Genomic DNA, 22,208 nt, shown 5'->3' with positions numbered 1-22,208 from the left:
ATCTGATCTACCGAGTTGGCTGCTGACGTGTGGTCAGGTGACGGTGATCTGTGGTTCTCCGGGTGCCGTGCCCTCGGCTTCCAGCTGCTCGGCGATCTTCAGCGCTTCCTCGATGAGGGTCTCCACGATTTTCGATTCGGGGACGGTCTTGATGACCTCGCCCTTGACGAAGATCTGGCCCTTGCCGTTGCCGGAGGCGACACCCAGGTCGGCTTCGCGGGCCTCGCCGGGGCCGTTGACCACGCAGCCCATGACGGCGACGCGGAGGGGCACCTCCATGCCCTCCAGACCGGCCATGACCTGGTCCGCCAGCTTGTAGACGTCGACCTGGGCGCGTCCGCAGGACGGGCAGGAGACGATCTCCAGGCGTCGTTGGCGCAGATTCAGCGACTCCAGGATCTGGGTGCCGACCTTGACCTCCTCGACCGGAGGGGCGGACAGCGACACCCGGATGGTGTCCCCGATGCCCTCCGCCAGCAGCGCGCCGAAGGCGACGGCCGACTTGACGGTCCCCTGGAAGGCCGGGCCCGCCTCGGTCACGCCGAGATGCAGCGGGTAGTCGCACTGCGCCGCCAGCAGCCGGTAGGCGCTGACCATGACGACCGGGTCGTTGTGCTTCACCGAGATCTTGATGTCACCGAACCCGTGCTCCTCGAACAGCGAGCACTCCCACAGCGCCGACTCCACCAGCGCCTCCGGCGTCGCCTTCCCGTACTTGGCGAGCAGCCGGGCGTCCAGCGAGCCCGCGTTCACCCCGATGCGGATCGGGGTCCCGGCGCTGGAGGCCGCCTTGGCGATCTCCTTCACCTTGTCGTCGAACCTGCGGATGTTGCCCGGGTTCACCCGGACCGCCGCGCACCCCGCGTCGATCGCCGCGAAGACGTACTTCGGCTGGAAGTGGATGTCCGCGATCACCGGGATCTTCGACTTGCGGGCGATCTGCGGCAGCGCGTCCGCGTCGTCCTGCGAGGGGCAGGCGACCCGTACGATCTGGCAGCCCGCCGCCGTCAGTTCCGCGATCTGCTGCAACGTGGCGTCCACATCGGCGGTGAGGGTGGTCGTCATCGACTGCACCGACACCGGGGCGTCCCCGCCCACCGCGACCGAACCCACCTGGATCTGTCGTGACCTGCGGCGTTCCGCCAGCCGGACGGGAACCGACGGTATTCCGAGAGCTACGGACGAGGTCATCACACCACTCCCTTCAGCGGGGGGCGTCCGACGGCCCCGTCCATCGTTTCCAGCGCTTCGCTCGTCGCCAGCGCCGCCAGTGCTTCCTGGACCTGCTCCACGATCCCGTCCGCCGTCAGACCGCACTCCCGCAGCAGATCGGCGCGTCCGGCGTGCTCCAGGAACCCGGAGGGCACCCCGAGGGTCCGCAGCTCCCGCGGCGACGTCCGGGCGTCCCGCAGCGCCGACGCGAGGGTCTGGCCGACGCCGCCGGTCCGCAGACCGTCCTCGGCGCTCACCACGACATCGAACCGGCCGGCCAGCCGCACCAGCGCCTCGGACGTCGGCTTCACCCAGCACGGGTCGACCACCGTGCAGCCGATGCCCAGTTCGGCCAGCCGGCGGGCCGCCGCCACGCAGGGGCCCGCCATCGCGCCCACCGCGACCAGCAGGACGTCCTCGCCGGTACGGGCGAGCACGTCGAGCGATCCGGTGCCGTCCGGCCCCGTGATCCGGTCCACCGCGGGCAGCTCGCCGGACAGGGCTCCCTTGGGGAAGCGCAGCAGGGTCGGCCCGTCCTCGACGGCCAGGGCCTGGTCGAGCTGGAGTCGCAGACTCGCCCGGTCACGGGGCGCGGCGATCCGCAGTCCCGGTACGGCCTGGAGCGTGGCCAGGTCCCAGATGCCGTTGTGGGACGCCCCGTCGTCGCCGGTGATCCCGGCCCGGTCGAGCACGAACGTCACCGGCAGCCGGTGCAGCGCCACATCCATGAGGACCTGGTCGAAGGCCCGGTTCAGGAAGGTCGCGTAGACGCACACCACCGGGTGCAGACCGCCCATGGCCATGCCCGCCGCGGACGTCACCGCGTGCTGCTCGGCGATGCCCACGTCCACGACCTGTCCGGGCCTGGCCCGTTGCAGGGGCCGCAGACCCGTGGGCTCCAGCATCGCGGCGGTCAGCGCGACCACGTCGGGCCGCCGCCGCGCCTGGGCGAGCAGTTCCTCGCCGAAGGCCGCCGTCCAGCTCTGCTTGGCGCCCGCGCTCGCCGCGCCGGGTGCCGGAGCGGCCCGTACGGCGTGGAAGCGGTCCTTCGTGTCCTCCTCGGCGGGCGCGTAGCCACGGCCCTTCTCGGTGATGCAGTGCACCACCACCGAGCCGCCGAAGGCACGGGCCCGGCGCAGCGCCGCCTCGACGGCCACGCGGTCGTGCCCGTCGACCGGCCCGAGGTACTTGAGGCCGAGATCCTCGTAGAGGGCCTGCGGGGTGAGGAAGTCCTTGAGGCCCTTCTTCGCCCCGTGCACGGCCCGGTACACGAAGTTGCCGACGGCGGGCAGGCCCCGCAGGGTGTCCTTGGCGCGGTGCAGGAACTCCTCGTACCGGCGCGACGTGCGCAGCGCGGCGAGATGGTTGGCGAGCCCGCCCACGGTGGGGGCGTAGGAACGGGCGTTGTCGTTGATGACGATGACCAGCGGGCGGTCCGGGTCGGCCGCGATGTTGTTGACCGCTTCCCAGGACATGCCGCCGGTGAGCGCGCCGTCGCCGATGACCGCGACCACATGGCCGGGTTCGCGGCGCACCCGCCGGGCCCGCGCGAGGCCGTCGGCGTAGGACAGGGCGGTGGACGCGTGCGAGTTCTCCACCAGGTCGTGCTCGGACTCGGCACGGCTGGGGTAGCCGGACATGCCGCCCCGGGTGCGCAGCGTCGCGAAGTCCGCGACCCGGCCGGTGAGCAGCTTGTGCACGTACGCCTGGTGGCCGGTGTCCCATACGACGCTGTCGCGGGGGGAGTCGAAGACGCGGTGCAGGGCGATGGTGAGTTCGACCACGCCGAGGTTCGGGCCGAGGTGGCCGCCGTTGCGGGACACCCGCTCGATGAGCAGGGCCCTTGTCTCGGCGGCGAGCTGGTCGAGTTCGCGCGGGCTCAGTCCGCGCAGGTCGGCCGGGCAGGTGACGCGTTCGAGGAGATCCATGGTCAGCTCAGCTCCCGGTTCGCGCGGGCAGTTCTGTGGACCGATCCACGGACGGTTCCGTGGAGGCGTGTGCCGGTGGTTGCGTGGAGGCGTGTGCCGGTGGTTGCGTGGAGGCGTGTGCCGGTGGTTCCCCGGTCGCGTACGCCGGTGGTCTCCCGGCCGGATCCGTGGGCGGGGCCGCCCGCCGTTGCCGGAAGACGACGGACACCTCCGGGCGCAGGCCCAGTTCCGGGCCCGTCACCAGGCTGTCGACAGCGATCAGTACGTTGTAGTGGTTGGGGAAGTGGCAGGCGTCGAAGCCGAGCACGGTCCCCACCCGGCGGCCGTCCGCCCACACCTCGTCCCCCCGGTCGATCACCCCGGCCCCGTCGATCTCGGCGAAGCCGAGAAAGCCCACCCGGTCGATACGCGCCCCCGGCGGGCTCCCGGCCTGGTCCGTGGAGACCAGTTCGTGCACCTCGCCGCGGCGCACACACCGGCTGGTGAACTCCTCCAGCCGCATGCCCCGGTCGTCGCGGCGATGGGTGAGCACCTTGACGAGGGTGGCGGGCACGATCCGCTTGGCGCCGTCCTCACGGGGGTTCATCCGGTGGCCCCTTCCGTCCGGTAGACGGCCTCGACCAGTTCGAGGGCGGCGAGCCCGTCGCGCGCGCTGTCCTGCCCGGCGCGCAGGCGGGCGTCGAAGTCGGCCAGCACGCCGACGTACTCGTGCCACAGCGAACCCTTGAACTCGGGATGGCCGTCGAGCATGTCGGCGAAGAGCCGGGTCCCGTCGGCCAGTTCGACGGTGACGTCCTTGACCTCGCCGTCGTAGGACCAGTCGAGTTCGACGCGGGCGCCCGCGCCGGCCGCCGAGCGCAGCGTGATGTCGGCCCGGCGGTCCGTACCGGCGGCGTCGCGTACGACGTCGGCGGCCGTCAGTTCGGTGTCGCCGAGGAACAGTCGCACCAGGTCGAAGGCGTTGGGGCCGTTGTCGGCCACACAGCCGCCGCCGCAGCGGTCGGCGTCCAGGTACCAGCGGTCGGATCCGGCGTGGTCCTCGATGCGTTCCAGGTAGCGGACGGTCAGTGAGCGCACGGGGGCGTCGGCCGCGGCCACCTCCTCCAGCAGTCGCAGCACCGCGGAGTTGTAGCGGCGGTGGAAAGAGGTGAAGAGGGTGACCCCGCGTTCCCGGGCCAGCTCGGTGAGCGCGAGGGCGTCCGTCCCCCGGGTCGCGAGGGGCTTCTCCACGCAGACCGACACCCCCGCGGCGAGGGCGTCGCCGCACACCGCGGCGTGCGCGTCGTTGGGGACGTTGACCACGACCGCGTCCACCCCGGCGTCGGCCAGCAGGGCCGCGTGGTTGTCGTAGCACTTGGCCGTGGCGCGGAACGGGTCCATGGCGTCGGGCCGCAGGTCGCACACGGCGGTGAGGTCCAGCCCGGGCAGCCGGTCGAACGCGGCGACGTAGAACTTCGAGATGACGCCCAGGCCGATGATGCCGATGCGGGTCCGTTCGTTCACCCGGGGGCCGTCCAGCGGGGGGTTGCTCATCGGGCACCCCCGGAGGCAGCGGCGGCGGCAGCGGCGGCGGTCCCGGTCGGTCGCGCTTCGCGAGCCTCGGGATTGCGGACCTCGGAGTCCCGGACCTCGGGATACCGGACCTCGGGAAAGGCCAGGCCCCGCTCGGCGGCCAGGGCGGTCAGTTCGCCGTAGCCCTCGGCGGAGAGCGGCACGCCGTGTTCCCGGTGGCGCGCGGCGGTCAGCGCTTCGGGCCGGCCGGGGTAGCTCACCGGGGACGCGGGGTCGCGGGGCGGGCAGTCGAGCAGCGCCTGGAACATCCCGCCGGAGTCGGCCCGGAAGTCCTCCTCCGGGCGGAGCGCGCCGGGGGCCAGGACGAGCGCGGTGATGCCGATGTCGTCGTCCCGGCCGGTGGGCGAGCCGTCGCCGCCGAGGGCCTCCGGGGCGGGGCCGAGTCCCGCGCCGGGCACCAGTGCGGCCAGCACCTCGACCATCAGGCCGAGCCCGTAGCCCTTGAAGGCGCCGGTGGCGGGGTCGCCGCCGAGCCAGCGCAGGAAGCCTTCGGAGCGGTCCAGGGCCTGCGGATCGGTCACGGGGCGCCCCTCGGCGTCCTCCAGCCAGCCCTCCGGTATCGGCTCTCCGGCACGGGCGGCGGCGCGCACCCTGCCGGTGGGCACCACGGTCGTGCTCATGTCGAGGGCGTAGGGAGGGTGCTCGCCCGCGGGCGCGGCGACGCTGAACGGGTTGGTGCCGAGCATCGCCGCCCGGCCGCCCGGCGGCCGGGCGATGCGCTGGTGCCCGCAGTTGGAGGCGAGCAGGGCGACCATGCCGCGCCGCGCGATCCGGGCCGTGTGGTAGCCCGCGCAGCCGAAGTGGGTGGCGTTGCGCATCGTCACCAGGGCGATGCCGGTCGACTCCGCGCGGTCGGCGGCCAGCTCCAGCGCCTCGGTCGCGGCCCACAGGCCCAGCGAGCGGCGGCCGTCCAGGAGCACGGCGGCACCCGTGTCGGTGATCTTCTCCGGCTCCGCCACGGGATCGATACGGCCCTCGTCGATGGCCGGGAGGTACAGCCGGGTGAGATTGGCCAGGCCGTGCGAGGTCAGTCCGGTGAGATCTCCGTGGACGAGCGCCTCGGCGGCGCCGGCGGCCCGCCCGGCGGGCACCCCGCGGTCGGCGAAGACCTCGGCGGTGAAGGCGACGAGGGCGTCATGGGAGACGAGCACCCCGCGCGTGGCTGGGGCGTCGGTCTTCTGGGTCACAGTGGGCTTCCTCCCGGTGCGGCGTGATGCCGGGCGGCGAACCGGACGAGCAGATCGCTCACCGCCCCGGCGAAGGCTTCGAGGTCGGACAACGCGGCGTACTCACCCGCTGCGTGGGCGTGGTTGTGGTCCAGGTCGCCGGGGCCGAGGACGGCGGTGTAGGCGCCGGGCAGACCGGACATCCACAGCGCGTCGCAGGTGAACGCGGGCTCGTCGGCCGGCCACCGGGCGAGGCCCGCCCGCCGCTCCAGCAGCTCGGTGGCCCAGGGGTCGTCCACGGGGGCGAGCGCGGGGAGGTCCCGCTTGTGCCATTCGACGCGGGTGATGGCGGCGGCGTCGGCGGCGGTGCGGGCCAGATTGGGGTGGGTGCGGAAGAGGTCGCCGAATTCCCGTAGCCCGGCGGAGACTTCGTCCTCCAGGGCGGTGGCCAGCGACCGGCCCGTCGCCAGGTTTGGGTAGGAGCAGTTGAGCAGCAGCCGGCCGGTCCCGTACACCCGGTTGTGGAGGTGCCCGGTGTGCAGGCCCGCCACGCAGATCTGTCCGCCGTCGGCCCGCTCCGGCAGCCGGGCCGCGAGCCGCTGCGCGAGATGGCCGAGCAGCACGGTGGCGTTGTGCCCGGCGCCGGGGCGGTCGTCGATGGCGTCGTCCCCGTCGACCCGGACGCAGGCGGTCATGGCCGCGGTGGAGCGGGTCAGCAGCCGCATCCCCGTGGGCTCGCAGAACAGGTTGAGCCTGCCGTACCAGCCCTGCCGGATCAGCGGGCGGGTGCCGAACACGCCCATGGCGCCGCCTTCCTCGCCGGACACCGCCTGGATGAGCACCCGGGTGCCGTCGGCCAGGCCGGGGACGGCTTCGAGGGCCGTCCGCAGGCCCGCCAGGAGCGCGACCGCGGGGCCCTTGGCGTCGATCGCGCCGCGGCCGGTGAAGACCTCCCCGTCGAAGCCCACCGGTTCGAGGCCCGCGACCGTGTCCAGATGGACGTTGAACATCACCGTGTCCGCCTGCGGCAGCGCGGGGCCGAGCGCCAGCACCAGGCTGGGCTGTACGGCCAGGAAGCGGGGGTCGGCAGCCGCCTCGCGTACGGCGAGCGGCACATGGTCGCCCACCAGGTCGGCGGGGTCGGCGGGGGCGTGGTGCACCACCTCGAAGCCGATGTGCCGGGCGGCTTCGGCGTAGGCGCGCTGGGCGTCCCACAGGCGGGGCTCGACCGCGCTCGCGCCCGCCCCCTCGCTCGCGGCTTCGAGGGGGCCGACGGTGGGCAGCTCCAGCAGCCGCAGCAGCAGTTCGCGCTCCGCGCCGCTCAGCCTCGCCCGGGTCACCGGGTGGCCTCCGGCGCCGGGTTCCCCGCGACCGGCAGGCCCGCCGCCAGTCGCTCCAGGGCGCGGCCGTAGCGTACGAACTGCGCCACCCCGTCGTCACCGGCGTCGTTGCGGCCCTCGTGGGGACGTACCGACAGATGGGGTTCGATGGACCACGTACCGGTGTAGCCATGGTCGAGGAGCAGCCGCAGGCAGTCGGCGACGCGGCAGGCGCCCTCACCGGGGAGGGTGTAGACGGGGTCGTCCGCGTCGCCCCTGGCGTCCTTGATCTGGACGTGCTCCACCCATGGCACCAGCTCGGTGAGCAGGTCGTACGCCTCGTAGCCGTACGCCACGCCGTTGCCCGTGTCGAACAGCAGCCGGAGCGCGGGGCTGTCGACCTCTTCCAGCAGCCGCAGGGCGCGTTCCGCGCGGGCGCCCGCCCAGCCCGCGCAGTTCTCGTGCAGCAGCACGAGCCCGGCGTCCCGCGCCACCCGGGCGAGGTCCGTGATCCGGCGTACGGCGCGGCGCCCCCACTCGGGCTCGCCGAGGCGGCCGTCCGGGTCGTCGGGGTAGGACATGACACGGAGGTAGCGGGTGCCCAGCGCGGCACAGCGCGGGGCCAGGCGCTTCAGCTCGGCCAGGTCCAGGTCGAAGTCCCCGGTGATCGGGCGGGCCCAGTTGGCGATGCGGGAGTCCACGCACACCACGTCGAGGCCCGCGTCGTCGAGGGCCCCTCGGACGCGGTCGAACGCGGTGTCGTCGAGGTCGGCGAGGGCGGTGCCGTCGATGTCGCGCAGCTCGATGGTGGACCAGCCCAGCAGCCGGTGGGCCCGGATCTGTTCGGCGAGGGCGGGGGCGGCTTCGTCGCCGATACCGGCGAAGCGGATTCCGGGGGGTGGTGGGTGTGCTGCGCCGGTCGCGGCTGCGCTGGTCGTGGCTGCGGGGGTCACGGTTGTGCCGGTCGTGGCCGTCCTGGTCACGGCTGCCTCGGCCGCGGCTGCGCCGGTAGACGCCGTCCCGGTCGCCAGTGGGTACTCGATGTCAGCCGGCACGGGCCACCCGCTGTCCGGTGTGACCGGCGGCCGGGACGGCCCGGCGGGCCAGGTCCTTGGCGTCGGCGAGCAACTCGACCACCCGCGACGCGAGATGCAACTGCGGCGCCAGGTCCGTGCCGTCGCGCAGGGCGCGGTAGGTGTCCAGGAGATAGGCGGACAGGGCGTCGTCGGGAAAGACGTCCCAGGTCTCCGGGCGCCCGCGGCGGCTGATCCGGAGCTGGGCGTAGTGGTCGTCCTCGGCGCCCGGGTAGTGCGCCACCACCTGGCCGTCCGTGAAGTCCAGCTGGATGCGGCGTTCCCGGACCGGCGCGGTGAGGTCGGAGACGATCCGGCTGGTCACCGTCTCGTGGCGGAGGGTGAGTTCGGCCCGGCCCATGCCCGCGACGACGGTGTCACCGATCCGCATGTCGTCCAGCTCCGCGCCGGTGAGACGGGCGGGCCCGGCCAGCCGGAGACAGACACCGAGAGAGTGCGGAGGCTCTATGTCGAACGCGGTGGGGTGCCCGTTGTCGGCCAGGGTGCGGCCCATCCGGGGCTTGTACTGCCGCACTTCGATCGAGCGCAGTGCCCCCAGCGCCCCACTGTCCACGAGGCGGGCGAGCCGCCCGGTCAGGGCGCTGGCCAGCCAGGGTGCCACGACCGCCAGGCGCAGCCCCTCGGTACGGGACAGGCCGACGATCTCGCGGACACTCGCGCGGTCGGACGCCAGGGGCTTCTCCACGACGATCCGGTCGAACCCGGCGGCGGCCAGCTCACGCAGCAGACCGAGGCGGGCGACCGGCGGAGTGCACAGGTGTACGACGGTCCGCTCGGGGTCGAGCAGGGCGCGGGCCTGGTCGAGCGAGGAGACGTGCCGCAGCCCCTCGGCCGCCACGGGTGGCGCCGGGGCCACGGGGTCGAGGGTCAGGACGGGCGCGGGATCGAAGAGATCCGTGTGCCGCCCGGTGGCGCGCAGCCGGCGCAGTACCGCCCAGTGCAGCCCGAGGCCTGCCCGGCCGAGCCCGATGATCAGCGTCCGCGCGGGTTGCCCGGCGGGCGCCGCCGGCTGTGCGGGCCCTGTCTGTTCCGTTCGCGGTGCCGTGTCCCCGGGCCGGCCTGCCGGTGCCGGTGTCGGTGGTCCTGCTGGTGGCGGTGCCGGCTGCCCTGCCCCTGCTGGTTGTCCCGCCCCTGCTGGCTGCTCTGCGCGCTCCATGCCGGCCTGGCTCCTCTCAGCGGTCGCGGTAGGCCACGGAGGCCGTCAGATCCATCAGTTCGTCGCGCCAGCGGGAGACCAGGGGCGCCTCGGCCACGGCCTGTCTGGCCTGCTCGACGAGGTGCGCGATGCGCCGCTCCACGTCATCGGCCACGCCGCTCTCGATGAGCAGGGCGCGCATCCTGGCCGCTGCCTCGGGTCCCGCGGGCGCGGCGGCCAGTTCACGGATGCGTTCATCGCGTCGTACGGCGAGGCTCAGCAGGTAACTCATCTTGAACTGGGCGAAGTCGAGCCCGGTGGGCTTGCCGGTGTTCTCGGAGTCGCCGAACGCGTCGATCAGGTCGTCCCGCAGCTGGAACGCCTCGCCCAGCGGCAGCCCGTACGCCTCGAACGCGTCGGCGAGGTCGGGCCGGCCCGCGATCGTGGCACCGAGCTGGAGGGGGCGGTGGATGGTGTACCGGCCGGACTTGCAGACCGCGATCCACCGGGAGAGATCCGGGTCGGCCACCCCCTCGGCGGCGACGGCGATGTCCAGGTACTGGCCGACGGTGACCTCGACGCGCGTCTCGTCCCACACCGCGCGGGCCGGTTCCGAGAGCCGGCGGGTGAGCCGGTCCGCGTAGACATGGGAGAGGTCGGCGGCCAGGTTGGCCACCCCCTCGCCGTAGCGCCGCGGCTCTCCGCGCAGCCCCCGTGCCCGATGGTCGTCCGCGTGCCGTTCATGGGCGGTGACGGCGCCGCGGCGCAGCGGGGAGTCGTCGAGTACGTCGTCCCGCAACAGGGCGAAACTGTGCAGGAGTTCCAGGGCCGCGGCGGCGTCGACGGCGTCGGCCGATCCGGGGTCGCCGCCCGCGGCGAGATGGCCCAGGAGACAGAAGCGGGGGCGCAGCAGCTTGCCCTTGGCGACGGTGATCGCGGTGACGGCGTCGACGAACGCGGCGCACCGCGGGTCGACGGCGGTCCAGCGCGCGCTCTCCCCGGCGAGCACGGAGTCGATGCGCCGCAGGACGGAGTCCAGTAACCGGGGCAGGACGTCGGCGTCGGCCGGGTCGTCACCCTCGGCGCCCGCGTCAGCCGTGCCGTGCCTCTTACCGGCCGAGTCAGCCGTGCCCTGCCCCTCGGCCGGCCCGTCACCCGGCCCATGTCCCTCACCGGCGGCGTCGGGCAGGCGGGCGCCCAAGTCAGCCGTGCCCCGCCCCCCGGCCGCCACCTCACCCGTGCCGAGCCCCTCACCCGCCACGGCACTCGCCTCACGGCCGCCATCCGCCACGGCACTCGCCTCACGCCCGCCACTCGCCACGGCACTCACCTCACGCCCCCCACCCGCCACGGCACTCACCCCGTCCCCTTCAACAGCGCGGGCAGCTGGAAGACAACGTTCTCCGTGGCCGTCCGCTCCACCTCGACCCGGCCGTACCCGAGGTCGGCGAGCCGGCGCAGCAGGCCGTCGACCAGCACCTCGGGGGCGCTGGCACCCGCGCTGACGCCGACCGATTCCACCCCGACGAGCCAGCTCTCCTGGAAGTGCTCCGGGCCGGGGACCAGGTGCGCGGCGGCTCCCGCGGTCCGGGCGACCTCGACCATCCGCACGGAGTTGCTGGAGTTCTCGGAGCCCACGACGAGCACCAGGTCGGTGCGGGCCGCGATCGCCTTGACCGCGTTCTGGCGGTTCTGGCTGGCGTAGCAGATGTCGTCGCTGCCGGGGCCGAGCAGATCGTCGAACCGCTCGCGCATGGCCTCGATGATCTCCTCCGTCTCATCCAGGGCGAGGGTGGTCTGGGTCAGAAAGGCCACCGGGGCGTCGCGCGGCAGGTCCAGCGCGTGCACGTCCTCCACCGTGCTCACCACCAGGGTGCGCTCGGGTGCCTCGCCGAACGTGCCCTCCACCTCCTCGTGCTCGGCATGGCCGACGAGCAGGATCGTCCGGCCGTCCTCGGCGAAGCGGCGGGACTCCTGGTGGACCTTGGCCACGAGCGGGCAGGTGGCGTCGATCACGGTCAGCCCGCGCTCCTCGGCGCCCTGGCGCACCTCCGGCGAGACGCCGTGGGCGGACAGCACACAGACCTCGCCGGGCGGCACCATGTCCGCGGAGTCCACGAAGCGCACCCCGCGGGCCTCCAGGTCGCTCACCACATGCTCGTTGTGCACGATCTGCTTGCGCACATAGATGGGAGCGCCGAAGCGTTCGAGTGCGACTTCCACGATGTCGATGGCACGCCGCACGCCCGCGCAGAAGCTGCGTGGTTCGGCGAGCACGACCGACTTCTCATGAATTTCAGCCGGGTGGACAGAATTTACCGAGTTCTCTGAATTAACTGAATCAGCTGCCGACTTCAAAGAAAGCACATCCCCTGTCGCCCGCTGAACGGGCAGGCTCGCGCGCGGTCCGGATTGCGTTCACTAGGCACATGCGGTGCGGCGGTGCGAGCTCAAATCTGGGGTGCGACCGGTTCGGGTGTCAAGCGTCCCTCGGCCGCGCACGCGCCGGCGCCAACCGTTTGAGCTGGCCCGGAACGTCCCTGGGCTGGCGCTTCCACGTTCTGCGCCCCCGGGGCTAGCTGATGCTTGTCAGTGCCGGACCGGTACTGACAAGGGTTTGCCATTGTCGGTGATGATTGGGTCCTGATTAGCTCCGCCCATCCATATCCCCGTCCCGCCACACGGAGGATTGACGCGTGAGCTCTCCTACTCGGAGCACCGGGCGAAGCGAATTAGGAACGGTAACAGGGCGGTCGGTTCCATTCTTCACCCAGGCGGGCACGTTCACCGAGTGCTGGCCGGATATCAGCCGTCATCTGAACGAGTTGTTCGATCGCGGAAAGTTCTCCCACGGACGACAGGTCGCCGAGCTGGAGAAGGCGCTGGCCGCCTACACCGGGGCCCGGCACGTGGTGGCGGTGAACAGCGGGACGGACGCCCTGGTCCTGCTGCTCCGGGCCTGCGGGGTCGGCCCCGGGGACGAGGTCGTGGTGCCGGCGTTCAGCTTCGTCGCCTCGGCCTCGTCGGTGGCCCTCGCCCGCGCCCGGCCGGTGTTCGCCGACATCGAACCGGACGGCTACTCCCTGGACCCGCGTTCCGTGGAGACCGTCCTGACCGAGCGCACCCGGGCGGTGATGCCGGTGCATCTGTTCTGGCAGCTCGCGGACATGACCGCACTGGGCGCCCTGGCCGAGCGGCACGGCCTGAAGGTCGTCGAGGACAGCGCGGAAGCCATCGGGATGCGCCGGGACGGGGTGCACGCCGGGCTGCTGGGCCATGGGGGAGTGCTGTCGTTCTTCCCCACCAAGACGCTGGGCGCGCTCGGTGACGCCGGGGCCGTCCTGACCGACGACCCGCAGCTCGCCGAACGGGTGTCGACCCTGCGCCACCACGGCCGGATGGGCCGCACCGTCGACCACATCGCCGGTATCTCCAATCTGTCCGGGTCCTCGGGCACGAACAGCAAGATGGACGACATCCAGGCATCCGTCCTGCTCGGCAAGCTGCCCCGGCTCGACGCGGCGATCGCCCGACGCGCCGAGCTGGCCGCCGCGTACACCGAGCGGCTGCGCGACGTACCGGGGATCCTGCGGCTGCCCACCGTCATCGACCGGGAGGGCCGCGGCGAGCCGGTCTTCTACGTCTATGTGATCGAGGCGGAGCGCCGGGACGAGCTGGTCGCCCACCTCACCCGCGAGGGCATCGGCACCGAGGTCTACTATCCGACCCCGCTGCATCTACAGCCCTGCTTCGCCGAACTCGGCCACCGCCGCGGGGACTTCCCCCACGCCGAGGCCGCCTGCGAACGCACGGTCGCGCTGCCCTTCCACCCCGACCTCGCACTCGACGACGTGGACCGGGTGTGCGAGGTCATCACCCGCTTCTACCGAGGGGGCCCGGCATGAGGACCATGAGGACACTGCCCTTCTTCCCGCCCGACCTCTTCGAGGACGACCGCGAGACCCTGCTCCAGGCCGTGCACGACCTGGGCGTCGGCGCCGGCCAGCGGTTCATCCTCGGCGACCGCACCGCCGAACTGGAGGACGCGCTGTGCAAGGCGACGGGCGCCGCGCACGCCATCGCCTGCGGCAGCGGCACCGGGGCGCTGGAACTGTCCGTACGCGCCCTGGACATCGGACCGGGCGACGAGGTGATCGTCCCGGCGTTCTGCTGTCAGCCGGTGGCCAGTTCCGTGGCCAACGCGGGTGCCACCCCCGTCTTCGCCGACGTCGACCCCTGGACCATGGTCCTGGACCCCGACGCCACCGAGGCGCTGATCACCGAACGCACCAAGGCGATCATGCCGGCCCATGTCTTCTCGATCATGGCCGACATGGAGCGTTTCCGGACGATCGCCCGTGAGCACGGACTCGCCCTGATCGAGGACGCCGCGGTCGCCCAGGGCGCGGTCCTGGACGGGCGCCCGGCCGGACGCTGGGGCGATCTGGGGGTGTTCTCCTTCTTCCAGGTCAAGGCATTCGGCACCACGGGCGAGGGCGGCGTGATCCTCACCGACGACCCCGGACTGGCCCGCGCCTGCCGCATGCTGCGCAACCACGGGCAGGACGGCGTGCACCGCTTCCTGCATCACCGGATCGGCCTGAACAGCCGGTTCGACGAGGTGCTGGCCGCGTTCCAGCTGCACCGGCTGCCCGGCTTCCCGGACCGCCTGGAGCGCCGGGCCGTGATCGCCGACTACTACACCGAGCGCTTCGAGCCACTGCGCGGGCGCGGTGTGCTCGCCCCGCCCGCCGGGCGCAACGGCCGCTGCTACTACGTCTATTCACTGCTCGTGGAGCGGCGCGAGGATCTGCGCGCCTACCTCACGGAGCGCCAGATCGGCACGCACATCTACTACCCGGTGCCGCTGCCCGAGCAGCCCGCCTTCACCCCCTGGGCTCCCGCCCAGGGCAGCTGGCCCCACGCCCGGCAGGCCTCCGCGCGCAATCTGGCCATTCCGATCTGGCCCCACCTCGCCGACACCGAGGTGGAGTTCATCGCGGACACCGTCTGTGAGTTCTTCGCATGAGCGCGCCGGAATCCTTGGAGGCCCCTATGACCGACCAGCTCCAGCAGCAGGAGTACGTCTTCGACCCGGCCTGGGAGAAGGAGACCGAACGGCTGCGGACCAACGAGGCGATCTGGGACCCGGGCACCCTGGAGCGGCTGGAGAAGCTGGGTGTGGCGCCCGGCTGGAGCTGCCTGGAGATCGGCGCCGGCTCGGGTTCCGTGGTGCGCCGGCTCGCCGAACTGGTGGGCCCCGCCGGACGGGTGCTCGCCACCGACCTGGAGACCGACCGGCTGGCCCCGCTCACCCGGCTTCCCCAGGTGGACGTGGTCCGGCACGACCTGCGTACCGAGGAACTGCCCGAGGCGGCGTTCGACCTCGTGCACTCCCGGATGGTGCTCCAGCATCTGCCCGACCGGGCCGCCGCCATGGACCGTATGGTGCGGGCGCTGCGGCCCGGCGGGCTGTTGTTCCTGGAGGACACCGACTCCTCCACGCTCTTTCGCACCTCCCTCTCCGAGGACTTCCTCCAGGACGTGCGGGCCGCCGGCTACGGGCTGATGCGCCGGTCCGGCCACGATCCGCGCGGCGGTCACGTCAACCTCCAACTGGCCCTGGACGCCGGTCTGGACGCCACCGCGGAGGGCCGGGCCGTGATGGTGCGCGGCGGCTCCGACCAGGCCAGGCACTACATGCTGTGGCTGGAGTTCATGCGGCGCCGGATCGTCGACGCCGGGCTCCTGGACCACGCCCGCATCGATCAGGCCCTGGCCGAGATGGCCGACCCCGCGCACCACTGGCTGAGCCAGGTGCTGATCAGCACGGTCGGCAAGAAGCGCGACGGGAAGCGCGGCGGCACGGACGGCGGGACGGACGGCGGCGTGGACGGCGGCACGGACGGCGGGACGGACGGCCGGAGAGAGGCGGGGCGATGACCACCACCCAGGCACCGGTGCGCCTGGAGGTCCGCGAACGGGCCAGGGCGTACGCCAAACTGGCGAAGCTCTCCTTCTTCGACTACTACCTGTGTGTCCTGGTGGTCCTGGCGCTGCTCCCCACCGCGGCCTGGGGGCGGGCCGACACCTGGTGGGTCCTGGTCCTGTTCGACCTGGGCTGGGTCGGGATCGTGGCGGCCACCGTCTCCCTGGACGACGTCACCGGCCTGCGCGACGGCAGTGACGCCCGCAACTACGATCCCGCGCAGACCCTGCGCGCCCGGGACCGCAAGCCGCTCCTCGACGGCCGGCTGACGCTCCGCCAGGCCCTGCGCTTCGGCTGGGGGTGCGCGGCGGCGGGCACGGCACTGTGGGCCCTCGCCATCGTGCTCGCACCGCACCGGCCCTGGTGGGCCGTGGTGGCGGCCGGCGTGTCGGTGGTCATCAGCGTGCAGTACTCGTACGGCCTCAAGCTCAGCTACCGGGGTGGCCAGGAGATGGTCATCTGGCTCAGCACCGCCCTGTGCGTGCTCATCCCCTTCGCCCTGCTGAACGGGCGGATGACCGGGGTGGCCTGGCTGGAGTGCTTCCTGTTCGGGCTGTGGAGCCTGATGGTCTCGGTCTACTCCAACATCAACGACGTGGACGGCGACCGTGACGCGGGGCGGCGCAATCTGGCCACGAGCGTCTCCCCCCGCGTCTACCGGGGCTTCATCGCCGGGCTCTCCCTCACCGAGACCGGCGCGATCGTCCTCGCCCTCGCGGTGGGCGCGGTGCCGCTGTGGTTCGGCGCCTTCCTGCTGCCCGTGGTGTGCCTGCGCGCCCGCCAGGCGTACCAGGGGCTCATCGCGGGCCAGGTGCTGTCGGCCCGCAAGCAGGGCGTCACCATCCACCGCTGGGGCGTCGTGCTCCTGATCGTGGCCAACCTTCTTCTCGTGCACAACGGCTGAAAGGGCACCACGATGTCCCAAACGACGAACGGCGGCTCCACACCGCGCCGCGGACGCCGGGTGGTGGTGATCGGCCAGGGGTATGTGGGACTTCCCCTCGCCGTACGAGCCGCGGAGGCGGGGCACACGGTCGTGGGCTACGACATCGACACCGCACGGATCGCCCGGCTGCGCTCGGGCGACTCCTACGTCGAGGACGTGGACCACGACAGACTGGGCAAGGCCCTGGAATCGGGGGCCTACCACCCCACGACCGACGCCGCCGCGCTCGCGGAGTTCGACGTGGCCGTGGTCACCGTACCCACCCCGCTGCTCGACGACGTCCCGGACCTGACCTTCATCGAGGACGCGGCCCGCGAACTCGCCCGCTATCTGCGGCCGGGCGCGCTGGTCGTACTGGAATCCACCACCTATCCCGGCACCACCGAGGACGTGTTCGGCGCGCTGCTGCACAAGGAGAGCGGGCTGGCCCCCGGCACCGACTTCCACCTCGGCTACAGCCCCGAGCGCATCGACCCCGGGAACCGGACCTGGACCCTGGAGACCACCCCCAAGATCATCTCGGGTGTGGACGCCGCGTCCCTGCGCCGGGTCGCCGAGTTCTACGACACCGTGGTGGAGCGGACCGTGCCGGTGCGCGATCCGCGGACCGCCGAGCTGACCAAGCTCCTGGAGAACACCTACCGGCACGTCAACATCGCCCTGGTCAACGAGATGGCGGTGATCGCGCACGAACTCGGGGTGGACGCCTGGGAGGCGATCGACGCCGCCTCCTCCAAGCCCTTCGGCTTCATGCCGTTCACACCGGGGCCCGGCGTCGGCGGCCACTGCCTGCCGGTCGACCCCCGGTATCTCTCCTGGCGGGTCGAGCGCGAACTCGGCCGCCGCTTCCGCTTCATCGACCTCGCCAACGATGTCAACAGCCAGATGCCGCAGTACGTCGTGCAGCGCCTCGTCCAGGCCCTCAACCGGCTCCGGCGCCCGGCGAACGGCTCCCGCATCCTCCTGCTGGGCCTGGCCTACAAGCGCAACACCGGCGACGCCCGCGAGTCACCGGCGCTGCGGGTGGCGGAACTGCTGCTGCGCACCGGGGCCCAGGTGTCCGCCGTCGACCCGCACGTACGGGACACCGGGCCGTGGGAATCACGGCTGCGCCGCGTGGAGCTGACCGAGGAGGAACTGTCCGCCGCCGACGCGGTCGTCCTGCTCACCGACCACGACGACTTCGACTACGACATCGTGCAGCGCACCGCCCGTCATGTCCTGGACTGCCGACGGCGCCTGACACCCGCCGAGAATGTCGAGATCCTCTGAGGGCAGAACTCCTGTGACGACAGACGTCCGGTCCGCCGACAACGTCGAGATCCTGTGAGGGCGAAACTCCCGTGACGACAGACGTCTCCCCCGGCGGCGTACGGCAGGTGCTGCGCGATCTGTCCCTGTCGTCCGTCGTCGCGGGGGCCGTCGCCGTCCTGGTGTCCTTCGCGGGACCCCTGACCGTCGTGGTGCAGGCCGCGCACGCCGCCGACCTGAGCGAGGCCCAGCTGTCGTCGTGGATCTGGGCGGTCGCCCTGGGCAGCGGCGTGACCGGGTTCGCCCTCAGCCTGCGCTATCGGGTACCCGTGGTGGCGGCCTGGTCGACACCGGGCGCGGCCCTGCTGGTCGGCCAACTGGGCGACATCCGCTACGAGGTGGCGATCGGGGCGTATCTGGCCGCCGCCGCGCTCACCGTCCTCGTGGGGGTGACGGACTGGTTCGACGCGCTCATGCGGCGGATGCCCGCCGCCGTCGTCTCCGGCGTGCTGGCCGGTGTGCTGGTGCGCTTCGGCCTGGACGCGTTCGGGGCGCTGGAGGACGGCCCCGCCGTGGCCGGGGCGGTGATCGCCGGATACGTGCTGTGCCGGCGACTGGCACCCCGGTACGCCATCGCGGCGCCGCTCGCCCTCGGCATCGCGGTGGCCGCCAGCACGGGCTCGATCTCCCTGGACGGCTCCGAAGTGGCGCTGGTGATGCCGGTGTTCACCGTGCCCGAGTGGCCCGGCGGCGCCCTGGTGAGTCTGGCGCTGCCGCTCTTCCTGGTCACCATGTCCGCCCAGAACGCCCCGGGCGTCGCGGTGCTCAAGGAGGCCGGCTACGCGGTGCCCACCGGGCCGGTCATCCGGGACACCGGTCTGGCGTCCGCGTTCTTCGCCCCCTTCGGCGCGCACGCGCTCAACCTCGGCGCCATCACGGCCGCCATCTGCACCGGCCCGGACGCCCACCAGGACCGCGACCGCCGCTATGTGGCCGGACTGAGCTGCGGGGTCCTCTATGTCGCGGTCGGCCTGTTCGGAACCGCGATCGCCGGGCTGTTCACGGCGCTGCCCCCGGCGCTCGTCGCGGCCGTCGCGGGCGTCGCCCTGCTGGGCGCGCTCAGCGGCAGCCTCTCCAGAGCGTTCACCGAGCCACGGAACCGCGATGCCGCCCTGATCGCATTTCTCACCACAGCCTCCGGTATCACGCTGCTGGGACTCGGGGCCGCCTTCTGGGGCCTGGTGTTCGGCGTCACATGCCGCGCCCTATGGCGCGGCTTGAGAACCTGACGTATACCTCGAAGCGACTTTATTTTACGGGGGAATTACCGTGCTCAATACAGAAATGTATCGGGACCTCGTCGTCGACGTTTCGCCCCGTACATCCTGCATTCGCACCACATTGGTGGGCCGAGATGTCGAAGTCCTCACGCTCACCGTCCAGCTCGGCCTGCCGACGAGCAGACTGATCACCCTGACCGGCCCCGGCGGGGTGGGCAAGAGCCGGCTGGCCGCCGCGGCGATGACGGACAGCGCCATGTCCCGGATCGCGTACCTCGATCTGCACGAGGCCGTCGACGGCGACGGGCTCACCGAGGCCCTGGCCGCCCGGCTGCCGGACGGACCGAGCCTGCTGGTCCTCGACGGCTTCGAGCACGTGGCCGACGCCACCGCGGTGGCGGTCGACACCCTGCTGGCACACTTTCCCCAACTGCGCGTCCTGGCCACCGGACGAAGACCCCTGCGGGTGTACGGGGAACGGCTCTGGCCCGTGCCGCTGCTGCCGACCCCGCCCGCACCGTACGGGCAGGACGTCTCCGAACTCCAGGACTACGCCGCCGTCGAGCTGTTCGTCGACCGGGCACGGGCGGTCGACCCGCTGTTCGCGCTGACCGTGCACAACGCACAGGCCGTGGCCGAGATATGCAGCCGCATGGACGGCCTGCCGCTCGCGATCGAACTGGCCACCGAGAAGCTGCGCCTGTTCAGCGTGGACAGCCTGCTGACCCGGCTCCGCGAGGGCGGGCCCGCCCTGGGCGGCGACCACACCGCCCGCTCGGCGCGGCACCGCTCCGTCACCGCGATCACCGAACGCAGCTTCGCCCTGCTCGACCCGGAACAGCGCTCCCTGCTCACCCGCCTCGCCGTCTTCACCGGCAGCGTCGACCTGACCACGATGGCGGAGTTCTGGGACCTCTCCGCGCGCCGCACGGAACACACGGTCGAGGCACTGGTCGGCCACCAGCTGCTGCGGGTCACCTCGACCGCCGGGGAGCCGCGCTGCACGATGTTCCACACCGTCCGCGAGTACTGTCTGGAGCGGCTGGAGGAGTCCGGCGAGCTGACAGGCGCCCGCCAGCGGCACGCGGAGCACTTCCTGGCCCTCGCCCGGCAGGCCGAGGGCCAGCTGTCGGGCCCGCTCCAGCCCCAGTGGCTGCACAGACTCGCCCCGCTCCACGAGGACCTGCTGGCCGCGCTGGCCCAGCTCGAAGCCGACGGCCGCCGTACGGACGCCGCCCACGCCGCCCTCGCGCTGCACCGCTTCTGGCTGGTACGAGGCCATCTCGCGCTGGGCGAGCAGTGGCTGGCCAAGGCGTCGGCCGCCTTCCACGCCGATGCGAGCCACCGCGAACTGGCGGCGCGGACCGAGGCCGCCCGGGCCGAACTGGCCATGACCGCCGGTCAGGCCCGGCTGGCGGCGGACTGCTTCCGGCGCGCGGCCACCGCCTACCGTGAGCAGGGCGACAGCGTCCATGAACAGGCCGCGCTGGGCCAGCTCGCCGTCCTCCAGCAGACTCCCGGCACCAAGGTGGTCAGACTGGCCGCGGAGCGCGTCCTGGACGTGGCCCAGCACCCCGGGGCGACCGGCGAGGTCGCGAGCGCCGCCCTGACCCTCGCCATGTGCTGCCGGCTGAACGACGCCGGGTCCGCCGTCGATCTGCTGGACGCGGCCAGCGCCCTGTTCACGCGCGAACGCGATGTACGGGGCGAGGGGCTCGCCCTGGCCGTGCGGGCGAGCCTGGCCGACGCGCGAGGGGACCAGGCGCTGTCGGAGCACCTGCTGTGGGAGAGCCTGCACCGGTTCAGGTCCATCGGGGAGCACACGATGATGCCCGCCGTCCTGGACTCCCACGCACGGCAGTTGTGGCACCGGCTGCCCCACCAGGGGCACCTGGTGTCCCGGCTGCTGGCCGCCGCGTCCGCCATCCGGGAGGCGACCGGGGCCCATCCCCTGTTCGAGGCGGGCACGTCGGCCGCCGCACTGCGGGAGCTGCGCCGGCTGCTGTCGGGCCCGGAGTACGAGGCGTCCCGGCGCGAGGGCCGGGTGCTGTCGGCCGACGCCGCCGCGGGTGAGGCGCTGGCGGTCAGCCCGCCCGCGTCCGAGTCCACGCCCGCGGAGTCCCGTTCGGCACGGCTCACGGCCCGCCAGTACGAGGTCGCCCTGCTGGTCAGCAAGGGCCTGACCAATCGCCAGATAGCCCATCGATTACAGCTCTCGGAGTGGACCGTGGTGAACCATGTGCGCCAGGTCATGCGGCGGCTGGACGTGCCCTCCCGTATCCATGTCGCGCAGTGGGTGCTGCACCGGCAGCGGCGCAACAGCTCGGGGTCCATGGAGGGGTGAGCGGGCTGAACGGGGTGACCGGGATTCCCGGGCGGGCTCCTCAGCGGGCGACCGGGATCCGGCTCAGCTTGTCGGGGTTGCGCACGGCGCGCACCGCGGTGATCAACGGCCGTCCCCCGACCAGTTCGAGTTCGGCGCTCACCACGGCGAACACCGCTGTCGGCGTGGCCAGTACGGCGGCGGCACCACCGCCGTACTGGTCGTGCAGCCGGAAGGTGAGCCCGGCCGGATAGCGGCCCGCGATGGCGGCGAAGTACTCGGCGATGGTGGCGGCCCCGTGCAGCGGAACCCGCGGGGTCTCCGCGTGCCCGTTGCCGTCCGCCCACATGGTCACGTCGGGGGCCAGCACGTTCATCAATGCTTCCAGGTCTCCGTCGAGACACGCGGCGAGGAAGCGCTCGGTGGCCTCGCGGGCCTGCCGGCGGTCCGGCTCGAACCGCCTGTGCCGCAGCTTCACATGCCGCCTCGCCCGGCTGCCGAGCTGCCGCACCGCGCCCTCGGAGCGGTCCACGGCCTCGGCCACCTCGGGAAAGCTGAAGCCGAACACCTCGTGCAGCACGAACACCGCGCGCTCCAGCGGCGACAGCGTCTCCATCATCACCAGCACCGCCATGCTCAGCGACTCGCCCAGCAGCGAGGATTCCATCGCCACATCGGAGGAGACCAGCAGCGGCTCGGGCAGCCAGGGCCCGACGTACTCCTCCCGGCGGGCCCGGTCGCGGCGCATCTGGTCGATCGCGGTGCGGGTGACGGCCCGTACCAGATACCCGCGCGGGTCGACGACCTCGTCCCGGTCGACCCGCCGCCAGCGGAGCCAGGTCTCCTGCACCACGTCCTCGGCGTCCACGACACTGCCGAGCATGCGGTACGAGATGCCGAACATCAATTCACGGTATTGCTCGAACGGATCGGAGATTCCGGACACTCCGGAGATGGCGGTGACCTCGGCCATGCCCCCTCATTCCCGCACGA

18 protein-coding genes are annotated in these 22,208 nt (G+C 72.4%); 7 read left to right on the top strand and 11 right to left on the bottom strand.

Translation table 11 applies throughout. The features are described from left to right. Window positions 1–33: 33 nt before the first annotated feature. The 10 genes from ispG to ispH form a co-directional block, all read right to left on the bottom strand. Window positions 34–1,191, bottom strand: coding sequence for a flavodoxin-dependent (E)-4-hydroxy-3-methylbut-2-enyl-diphosphate synthase (gene ispG, locus ACFXAZ_RS11895; protein WP_384588170.1), 1,158 nt, complete (start codon window positions 1,189–1,191; stop codon window positions 34–36). Continuing rightward, window positions 1,191–3,140: a 1-deoxy-D-xylulose-5-phosphate synthase gene (gene dxs, locus ACFXAZ_RS11890; RefSeq protein WP_384588167.1), complete on the bottom strand. Its 1,950-nt coding sequence runs from the start codon at window positions 3,138–3,140 to the stop codon at window positions 1,191–1,193. Before dxs ends, ispG begins: the two co-directional genes overlap by 1 nt. Before the next feature lie 7 nt (window positions 3,141–3,147). After that, window positions 3,148–3,726 (bottom strand): DUF6917 domain-containing protein, encoded by a 579-nt coding sequence (locus ACFXAZ_RS11885; protein ID WP_384588164.1) that lies wholly within the window; start codon window positions 3,724–3,726, stop codon window positions 3,148–3,150. Further along, a complete protein-coding gene (locus tag ACFXAZ_RS11880; RefSeq protein WP_384588161.1) occupies window positions 3,723–4,673 on the bottom strand; it encodes a Gfo/Idh/MocA family protein in 951 nt (316 codons plus the stop codon). The genes ACFXAZ_RS11885 and ACFXAZ_RS11880 overlap by 4 nt, the downstream gene beginning before the upstream one ends. After that, the gene (locus ACFXAZ_RS11875) at window positions 4,670–5,899 is read right to left on the bottom strand and encodes an Ldh family oxidoreductase (protein WP_384588159.1); all 1,230 of its coding nucleotides are present in this window, start codon (window positions 5,897–5,899) and stop codon (window positions 4,670–4,672) included. Before ACFXAZ_RS11875 ends, ACFXAZ_RS11880 begins: the two co-directional genes overlap by 4 nt. Next, window positions 5,896–7,218, bottom strand: a complete 1,323-nt coding sequence (locus tag ACFXAZ_RS11870; protein ID WP_384588156.1) for a M20/M25/M40 family metallo-hydrolase — start codon at window positions 7,216–7,218, stop codon at window positions 5,896–5,898. Before ACFXAZ_RS11870 ends, ACFXAZ_RS11875 begins: the two co-directional genes overlap by 4 nt. Further along, complete coding sequence (locus ACFXAZ_RS11865; protein ID WP_384588153.1) at window positions 7,215–8,150, bottom strand: sugar phosphate isomerase/epimerase family protein; 936 nt, start codon at window positions 8,148–8,150, stop codon at window positions 7,215–7,217. Before ACFXAZ_RS11865 ends, ACFXAZ_RS11870 begins: the two co-directional genes overlap by 4 nt. A gap of 91 nt (window positions 8,151–8,241) precedes the next feature. Further along, window positions 8,242–9,147, bottom strand: a complete 906-nt coding sequence (locus ACFXAZ_RS11860) for a hypothetical protein (RefSeq protein ID WP_384588150.1) — start codon at window positions 9,145–9,147, stop codon at window positions 8,242–8,244. 316 nt (window positions 9,148–9,463) lie between these two features. Continuing rightward, a complete protein-coding gene (locus ACFXAZ_RS11855; RefSeq protein WP_384588147.1) occupies window positions 9,464–10,747 on the bottom strand; it encodes a polyprenyl synthetase family protein in 1,284 nt (427 codons plus the stop codon). Window positions 10,748–10,782: 35 nt separating this feature from the next. Further along, window positions 10,783–11,703, bottom strand: coding sequence for a 4-hydroxy-3-methylbut-2-enyl diphosphate reductase (gene ispH, locus ACFXAZ_RS11850; RefSeq protein WP_384588144.1), 921 nt, complete (start codon window positions 11,701–11,703; stop codon window positions 10,783–10,785). Between the two features lie 419 nt (window positions 11,704–12,122). On the opposite strand from ispH, the gene ACFXAZ_RS11845 reads away from it, so the two are divergent. The 7 genes from ACFXAZ_RS11845 to ACFXAZ_RS11815 all read left to right on the top strand — a co-directional run bounded on the left by ACFXAZ_RS11845 (window position 12,123) and on the right by ACFXAZ_RS11815 (window position 21,236). Then, on the top strand, window positions 12,123–13,331 hold the full coding sequence (locus tag ACFXAZ_RS11845) for a DegT/DnrJ/EryC1/StrS family aminotransferase (protein ID WP_384588141.1): 1,209 nt from the start codon (window positions 12,123–12,125) through the stop codon (window positions 13,329–13,331). Then, window positions 13,328–14,455: a DegT/DnrJ/EryC1/StrS family aminotransferase gene (locus tag ACFXAZ_RS11840; protein WP_384588138.1), complete on the top strand. Its 1,128-nt coding sequence runs from the start codon at window positions 13,328–13,330 to the stop codon at window positions 14,453–14,455. The genes ACFXAZ_RS11845 and ACFXAZ_RS11840 overlap by 4 nt, the downstream gene beginning before the upstream one ends. A gap of 26 nt (window positions 14,456–14,481) precedes the next feature. Next, window positions 14,482–15,369 (top strand): class I SAM-dependent methyltransferase, encoded by an 888-nt coding sequence (locus ACFXAZ_RS11835; RefSeq protein ID WP_384588135.1) that lies wholly within the window; start codon window positions 14,482–14,484, stop codon window positions 15,367–15,369. Then, window positions 15,366–16,319, top strand: coding sequence for a UbiA family prenyltransferase (locus ACFXAZ_RS11830; RefSeq protein WP_384588132.1), 954 nt, complete (start codon window positions 15,366–15,368; stop codon window positions 16,317–16,319). The genes ACFXAZ_RS11835 and ACFXAZ_RS11830 overlap by 4 nt, the downstream gene beginning before the upstream one ends. 12 nt (window positions 16,320–16,331) lie before the next feature. Beyond that, complete coding sequence (locus ACFXAZ_RS11825; RefSeq protein ID WP_384588129.1) at window positions 16,332–17,633, top strand: nucleotide sugar dehydrogenase; 1,302 nt, start codon at window positions 16,332–16,334, stop codon at window positions 17,631–17,633. Window positions 17,634–17,704: 71 nt separating this feature from the next. Beyond that, entirely contained in the window at window positions 17,705–18,901 is a 1,197-nt protein-coding gene (locus ACFXAZ_RS11820) for a benzoate/H(+) symporter BenE family transporter (protein WP_384588126.1), read from the top strand. A 115-nt stretch (window positions 18,902–19,016) separates the two neighbouring features. Further along, the gene (locus ACFXAZ_RS11815) at window positions 19,017–21,236 is read left to right on the top strand and encodes an ATP-binding protein (protein WP_384588123.1); all 2,220 of its coding nucleotides are present in this window, start codon (window positions 19,017–19,019) and stop codon (window positions 21,234–21,236) included. Window positions 21,237–21,276: 40 nt separating this feature from the next. Here the strand turns inward: ACFXAZ_RS11815 and sigJ are convergent, their stop codons facing one another. Continuing rightward, window positions 21,277–22,188, bottom strand: a complete 912-nt coding sequence (sigJ, locus tag ACFXAZ_RS11810) for an RNA polymerase sigma factor SigJ (protein ID WP_384588120.1) — start codon at window positions 22,186–22,188, stop codon at window positions 21,277–21,279. Window positions 22,189–22,208: the final 20 nt, after the last annotated feature.

Source organism: Streptomyces sp. NPDC059477, from assembly GCF_042749375.1.
Taxonomy (GTDB): domain Bacteria; phylum Actinomycetota; class Actinomycetes; order Streptomycetales; family Streptomycetaceae; genus Streptomyces.
This window is presented reverse-complemented; position numbering and strand designations above follow the sequence as displayed.

Excerpts from the sequence above, each read along its gene's own strand:
- ispG (WP_384588170.1), bottom strand. The coding sequence starts at position 1,191 with ATGACCTCGTCCGTAGCTCTCGGAATACCGTCGGTTCCCGTCCGGCTG.
- ACFXAZ_RS11840 (WP_384588138.1), top strand. The coding sequence starts at position 13,328 with ATGAGGACCATGAGGACACTGCCCTTCTTCCCGCCCGACCTCTTCGAG.
- ACFXAZ_RS11825 (WP_384588129.1), top strand. The coding sequence starts at position 16,332 with ATGTCCCAAACGACGAACGGCGGCTCCACACCGCGCCGCGGACGCCGG.
- ACFXAZ_RS11880 (WP_384588161.1), bottom strand. The coding sequence starts at position 4,673 with ATGAGCAACCCCCCGCTGGACGGCCCCCGGGTGAACGAACGGACCCGC.
- ACFXAZ_RS11830 (WP_384588132.1), top strand. The coding sequence starts at position 15,366 with ATGACCACCACCCAGGCACCGGTGCGCCTGGAGGTCCGCGAACGGGCC.
- dxs (WP_384588167.1), bottom strand. The coding sequence starts at position 3,140 with ATGGATCTCCTCGAACGCGTCACCTGCCCGGCCGACCTGCGCGGACTG.
- sigJ (WP_384588120.1), bottom strand. The coding sequence starts at position 22,188 with ATGGCCGAGGTCACCGCCATCTCCGGAGTGTCCGGAATCTCCGATCCG.
- ACFXAZ_RS11835 (WP_384588135.1), top strand. The coding sequence starts at position 14,482 with ATGACCGACCAGCTCCAGCAGCAGGAGTACGTCTTCGACCCGGCCTGG.
- ACFXAZ_RS11885 (WP_384588164.1), bottom strand. The coding sequence starts at position 3,726 with ATGAACCCCCGTGAGGACGGCGCCAAGCGGATCGTGCCCGCCACCCTC.